The sequence below is a fragment of the Proteiniphilum sp. UBA5463 genome, from assembly GCF_002427225.1.
Classification (GTDB): Bacteria; Bacteroidota; Bacteroidia; order Bacteroidales; family Dysgonomonadaceae; genus Proteiniphilum; species Proteiniphilum propionicum.
The window spans coordinates 1-6,872 of record NZ_DIQL01000007.1 but is presented as its reverse complement, the minus strand read 5'-3'; the positions used below and the strand labels follow the sequence as shown (position 1 = coordinate 6,872).

At 42.7% G+C, this 6,872-nt stretch carries 5 protein-coding genes; all 5 read left to right on the top strand.

Annotated elements, in window-relative coordinates; genetic code table 11:
• The coding region (locus B3B27_RS01765) for a dihydrofolate reductase (protein ID WP_286846754.1) at positions 1-240 on the top strand (240 nt) is incomplete at its 5' end.
• Positions 241-250: 10 nt separating this feature from the next.
• The gene (locus B3B27_RS01760; RefSeq protein WP_286846753.1) at positions 251-826 is read left to right on the top strand and encodes an RNA polymerase sigma factor; all 576 of its coding nucleotides are present in this window, start codon (positions 251-253) and stop codon (positions 824-826) included.
• A gap of 59 nt (positions 827-885) precedes the next feature.
• On the top strand, positions 886-2,040 hold the full coding sequence (locus tag B3B27_RS01755) for a FecR family protein (RefSeq protein WP_286846752.1): 1,155 nt from the start codon (positions 886-888) through the stop codon (positions 2,038-2,040).
• A gap of 224 nt (positions 2,041-2,264) precedes the next feature.
• Positions 2,265-5,852, top strand: coding sequence for a TonB-dependent receptor (locus B3B27_RS01750; RefSeq protein WP_286846751.1), 3,588 nt, complete (start codon positions 2,265-2,267; stop codon positions 5,850-5,852).
• Between the two features lie 31 nt (positions 5,853-5,883).
• Positions 5,884-6,872: RagB/SusD family nutrient uptake outer membrane protein (locus B3B27_RS01745; RefSeq protein ID WP_286846750.1), on the top strand; the 989-nt coding region annotated here is incomplete at its 3' end.

Sequence of the window (6,872 nt, the reverse complement as noted above, 5' to 3'; positions counted from 1 at the left end):
CTTTCTCGTTGCAGCAATCAGGGAAAAGCATTCATCATAGGTGGCGGGAAATTGTATCGATCCACGCTTCACCTGGCGACCCAACTCTACCTTACACGCATCCATCACACCTTTGACGATGCGGATACTTTTTTTCCAGAAATCCCTTTTACAGAATGGAAACTCGTTGAAAAAGAATCGCACGAGACCGACGATAAACATCCATATGCATATACATTTTTAAACTATAACAAAAAATAGTCATGCAACGATGGGCAAAGAAGCATGGAAAAGATTCTTAGCGGGTGATGAAAGATCTTTCGAAGCACTTTACAATACCTACTTCCCGGAGCTTTTCGCCTATGCGTTGAAAATAGGATTCAACGAAGAAACATGCAAGGATGCGATACACGACGTCTTTTTCAAACTTTATGCATCAAAAAACAAATTGCGGCATATTCAGAACATTGAATTCTATTTGCTCGGCAGCGTAAAAAATCGGCTATTCGACATTCACACCATAGAACACAAAATACACGAAATCAACTATCTGGACTTCTTTATTGAGAATGAGAAAAACATCATTGAACAAATAATTGATGAAGAAAGGCAACTCCAGTTACAAAAAAAACTGTCACACCTGCTTCAAACTCTACCTCCCAGGCAACGGAAAATAATCAACTATCATTATCAACTTAACCTGAATTATGCAGAAATAGGCGAAATTCTCAATCTCTCTCCCGATGCCGTAAAAAAAACATTGTACAGGGCACTCAAAAAAATGAAAGATAATTCCAGACCCCATTCGTTATCATCTCTTATATATTTATTCACAATATTTGGTTAATATTCCTTAAATACGTCCTTTGGTCCACATTTTCCAGTCTTTGATAAAAAAGAGTGTGAATGAAGCAAAACATACACGATAAAAATTTTTTGTGTGATGATCTTTTCATATACTGGAGGACTCATCCTACCAAAGAGTTGACAGCTTTCTGGAGCAAATTTATCAGAGAGAACGAACACCTCAGGGAACCGTTTCAGGAAGCCATTTCCGAATTCGACAAAATACGACAGGGACAATGTACATACCGGCTTGAAAAAAAAACTGTGTACCGGGAACTGCAAGGAAGACTTGGGCAGGCAAGGAGGAGAAGACTGCGGATTCTGTATGCATCATCTGTTGCTGCCATTTTATTTTTGGTTTTGATTACGGTACTTTATACAACCCGCCGGGAAGAAATCGTACCCGGCAAGCAAATGGCATTCATTGGAGAGGTGATGAACCGGGACAAAGTACAGTTATTCACAGAACATCAAGTGGTTGACTTGGAAAATAACGCCACAGTTCAATTCTCAGACAAGGAAAAGGCCCTGATCAGGGATTCTATCTCCCAAAAGGAAATTGATTTAAAAAACAACCGGAAAAACAGACTTATTGTCCCTTTCGGAAAAAAATCTTCGATCCTTCTTTCCGATGGATCAACCGTATATGTAAACTCCGGTACCGAATTGGAATTTCCTTCTGCTTTTTCCAGCGAGGCTCGGGAAATTAGTGTAAAAGGTGAAATCTTTATTGAAGTGACAAAGCAAGACCATCCATTCATCATTCACACGCCTCAATCCCAGATAACCGTTTACGGAACTTCGTTCAACGTATCTTCCTATACCGATGACCCAAGTGAATCGGTGGTGCTGGTGAACGGATCTGTGGAAGTAAAGAGCGCGGGCAACTCTTTGATGCTGAAACCTAACCAAAAAGCTGAAATTAGTAACGGAAGTATCCAGCAACAACAGGTGGATGTTATGGAATATACCAGTTGGAAAAACGGATATATGTTGTTGAACAAAACCTCATTGACCAATGTACTCAAAAAAATCGGAAGATACTATAACATCGAATTTAATTACGATGCAGGGCTAAAACTGCACAATCAAACCTGTTCGGGGAAATTATTCCTGTCCGATAATTTTGAAGATGTGTTGCAATCATTTTCAAAAATGACCTTTCTGAATTACAACGTACTGAATGAAAGGGTTATATACATAAGTAAACCCTAAAAAACGTAAATTTAATTTACATGTATCATTTAAAACAAAAAGCCTATGATAACAATCCCAAAAGAAAACTAAAAAGCCGAATAATGCGGTAACATTATCCGGCCAAAATGTAAGTGAATCATAATCTATTTGGTAACAAATTAAAATTCAATGACAAAGATATGCAAGAAAATAATAACCGTGCACATTTTACCACGAAAAAAACCGAAAAGTTTTTTACAATCATGAAAATTTATTTTTTGATAGCTTTACTCTGTATTTTTTCAATCTCGGCAGAAAACACCTATTCCCAATCAAAAACAGTGAATGCCGAATTAAAGAACGTCACGCTGAGGGAGGCATTACAAGAAATTGAAAAAAACAGCGATTACCTGTTCCTGATGATGGATAATACCGAGGCGGCATTGTCTACCAGTATTGATTGTAACTTTATCAACAAATCCATTACGGAAATATTGGATTTTCTCCTGAAGAAAACAGAACTTACCTACTCGATAGTCAACCGTCAAATCACGATTTCACGAAAACCGTTAGCCGAGGAGGGTAAAAAAGTAATCATCACCACAACGGAAGTCATGCAACAAACCGGAAAGACAATCACTGGAAGAGTGATCGACGCCAAAGGAGAAGCCATCATCGGAGCCAATATCATTGAAGTTGGCACCTCTTCCAATGGGACCATCACCGACTTCGACGGACGGTTTACTTTCAGGGTAGCCGACGATGCGTCCATTCATGTTTCCTATATTGGTTATATGAGTCAGACAATCAGCACCGCAGGAAGAACCCATTTCAACATTACCCTGTTGGAAGATACGCAATCACTGGAAGAACTAGTAGTGGTGGGGTATGGGGTTCAGACAAAAGCCAATTTAACAGGAGCTGTCTCCACCGTGGATGTCAGCAAAACGCTGGAGGCACGTCCTTATTCCGACATCTCGAAAGCCCTGCAGGGAGCAGTCCCGGGCTTATCCGTTATCAGCAACAGTGGCAAGCTGGGGGCGCAACCCTCCGTAACCATACGTGGTTTGGGGACATTAAGCAATGATGCCACAAGTAAACCCCTGATCATTGTTGATGGCGTTCCCATGGACGATCTCTCCCTTCTGAATACGGAGGATATTGAAAACATATCTGTCCTGAAAGATGCTGCCTCTACTTCAATCTACGGGACCAGAGCCGCTTTCGGAGTGATACTTATCACTACCAAATCGGCACGGCAGGTGGATCGGGTATCTATAAACTATACCAACAATTTTGCTTGGGATACCCCCACCATATTACCTGACTACCCCGATGTCCCTTCTCAATTGAAAGCACTGATTGCCGCTAATGAACGCGCAGGATTGGCCAATGAACTGTTTGGCATGTATCTCGATGAGATGCTTCCATATGCTGAAAAATGGAGAGACGAACATAACGGCAAAAAAGCCAATTACCGGGAAATGGTGTTGGGTGATAAGAATGCACTTACAGACAGTTCAAAACCTCTCGGCGATTTCATTCTGAACAACAACGGCGTGGGCATGTATTTTGCAGACTGGGATGTAGTGAACATTATGTTCCGAAACTGGAAACCGTCACAGAGCCATAACCTCTCCCTGCAGGGGACAAGTGGAAAAACGTCCTACTACATGTCGGTAGGATACAACCACGAAGAAGGTGTCATGACATATTTCCCCGAAAAAATGGACAAGTGGACAGCTATGTTGAACGTAACAACCGATGTGAAAGATTGGTTACAGATCGGAGCCCGGTTCAATTACAGCAATAAAGATTTTATTGGACCTGCCACACGCAGAACGACCTATCAGTACATGTGGCGCTGGGGAAGTTTCTTCGGCCCTTATGGGACTTATCAGGGTAACGACTTCCGTAACGACATTGCTTACCGTAAGCAAGCGGGCGACTGGACCGATAATAATAGTTTCATACGTATGGGAACTTTTGCAAAGGCAATTCTGGCAAAAGGATTAACCCTAAATGCCGACTATACCTATAACGTGAATAACTATACCTATAAAGCGGCCTACATACCTTTGGGTGGATGGAATTCCTGGGGAGGAGCCATCGAAAAGACAACGTTGTATACCAGTAGCTCCTGGCTGGAACAACAATCCGATCAGGACAAGACCTTTGCACTGAATATCTATGGTAATTATGAATTTTCTTTACCCTATCGCCACCATTTCAATCTTATGTTGGGAGGAAATGCGGAAGGAAATACATACTTCAACCATTATTCTGAAAGAAATGACCTGCTAGACTATAATCTGCCGGAATTTGACCTGGCCACAGGCAGCCAGTACGTTGACGGGGCACATTCGCATTGGGCTACAGCCGGATACTTTGGCCGCTTGAACTACAACTATGACGGAAAGTGGCTGCTCGAGTTAAACGGACGTTATGATGGCTCCTCCCGGTTTCCGGTTAACGACCGCTGGGCTTTTTTCAAATCGGCATCAGCCGGATACAGGATCAGCGAAGAGGCTTTCTTCGATCCTTTAAAAGAATCGATCAATAATCTCAAGTTAAGAGCCTCATACGGAGAAATCGGCAATCAGGCAGTAGGTAGCAACATGTACCTTTCCACACTGACAAAACGCGATGCATCCAACAAGCCTGCTGATGACGTAAAGTGGTTAACTGATGAAGGTGTGCCTGTTGTTGCATACAATATGCCCAAACTGGTTTCCTCCACATTAAAATGGGAGCGTATACAAACGCTCGATTTTGGTGCCGACTTAGGGCTCTTTAACAACGAACTGAATTTCACATTCGATTGGTATCAACGTACAACGAAAGACATGCTCGCACCAGGCCAAACAATGCCACAGGTACTCGGAGCCACTGCACCCTATGTCAACGCAGGAACTCTTCGCACACGTGGATGGGAATTGACGATTGACTGGCGCCACCGCTTCAACGATGTATTGCTATATACCAATGCTAATGTGGGAGATTTTGTCACAGACATTGTGAAATGGGACAATGAAACCAAATTATTAAACCAGAATTACAGTGGTAAAAGGTATGGCGACATCTGGGGATTCGAGACAGATCGTTTTTTTACAGAGGAAGATTTTAATGCAGACGGCACCTATAAGACAGGGATTGCCTCTCAAGTCGGATTACAACAAGGAACATTTGTATTTGGCCCCGGTGACATCAAGTTCAAGGATTTAGATGGAAACGAAATTATTGACGGTGGAAAAGGAACTGCCGATGACCACGGCGATCTGAAAGTGATTGGCAACACCACTCCGCGTTACCAGTACAGTTTTCGCTTGGGTGCTGAATGGAGAGGATTCGATGTGGATATGTTTTTCCAGGGAGTTGGAAAACGCTCGGTGTGGACACAGAGTGCATTTGTCATGCCGATGATGCGAGGTGCTGACGCCATTTATGAAAACCAGACAAATTACTGGACGGAAGAAAATCCCGATTTCAAAGCCGATTTCCCGAAATTATTCCCGGGTAATGCCGGAAGAGGTACGATTGCTGTTCTGGAATTAGGGAACCATAATTTTTACCCTCAGACTAAATATATTGTGAACATGGCCTATCTGCGTTTCAAGAACCTAACACTAGGTTACACGCTTCCTACCGATATGGCATCGAGAATATATATGCAAAGAGCCAGGATCTATTTCAGTGCAAATAACCTGATGGAGCTGATTAACAAGAGTAACGCGCCCGTCGATCCCGAAGTCAATGACAAAGAAGAAGGTGTAAGTCTGGGTAATGCGACCTGGGGACGTATAGACCCCATGTACAGGACAATATCATTTGGTGTTCAGCTCACATTCTAAACTGTTGTATTCATTATAAAAAAACAGAAATATGAAGAAAAAAAATATAATATACATCGTTGCTGCAATCTTGGCCTTCTCTTCTTGTAACGACTTTCTGGACAAAAGCCCGTTGGATACTTTTACCAACGATAACTTCTGGACAAATGAAAGTAATGTAACCGGTTACGCCAATACCTTCTACCAGGATTTCCTAGGGTATGGGAATGCCGGAGGCTCGGGTCTCTTTTATTTTCGGACCCTTTCCGATGACCAGGCAGGCGGAAGTTTTGCCGACTGGACATTTCAAAACGTGCCGGCCAGCAGCACCAACTGGCGGGATGGATGGATTGAAATCCGACGGGCCAATATCCTACTTGAGAATGTGGACAAAGTGAATATGAGCGATGAAGCTAAAAATCACTGGAGAGGCGTTGGTCGGTTAATGAGAGCCTGGCATTATTACCAGCTTGTACGCGCCTATGGGGATGTCCCCTGGGTGGATAAATCATTGGACATCACAGACGAAGGGTATTTATACGGTGTCCGGGAAAATCGGGATGCAGTGATGGATCACGTGTTGGAAGATTTAAATTTCGCTTGCAACAATATGAACGATAATAATTCCAAAATAAAATTGAATAAAAATGTCGCCAACGCCATGAAAGCCGAAATCACGCTTTTCGAAGGCAGTTTCCGTAAATACCGTAAAGCAGAAGATGGTCAGTCTGCCCCCGATATGGCGGGCGCAGGCAAATTCTTCACGGAAACGAAAACCGCAGCCGCATTCCTGATGGGCAAAAATTTCACGTTAAGTCCTACTTACCAGGGGAATTACAATTCCGTTAATCTGGCTGACAATCCTGAAATGATTTTTTACAAAGCCTACAAACAAAATGTGCTGCATCACTCCCTGATTGCCTATATCAGCTCATCAACCCAAATAAGCGGCATGAGCAAGAATGCATTCGAATCTTATCTTTTCACCGACGGTAAACCATTGTCACTGACATCTCTGGATAAATCGGATGCCGCAGTAAT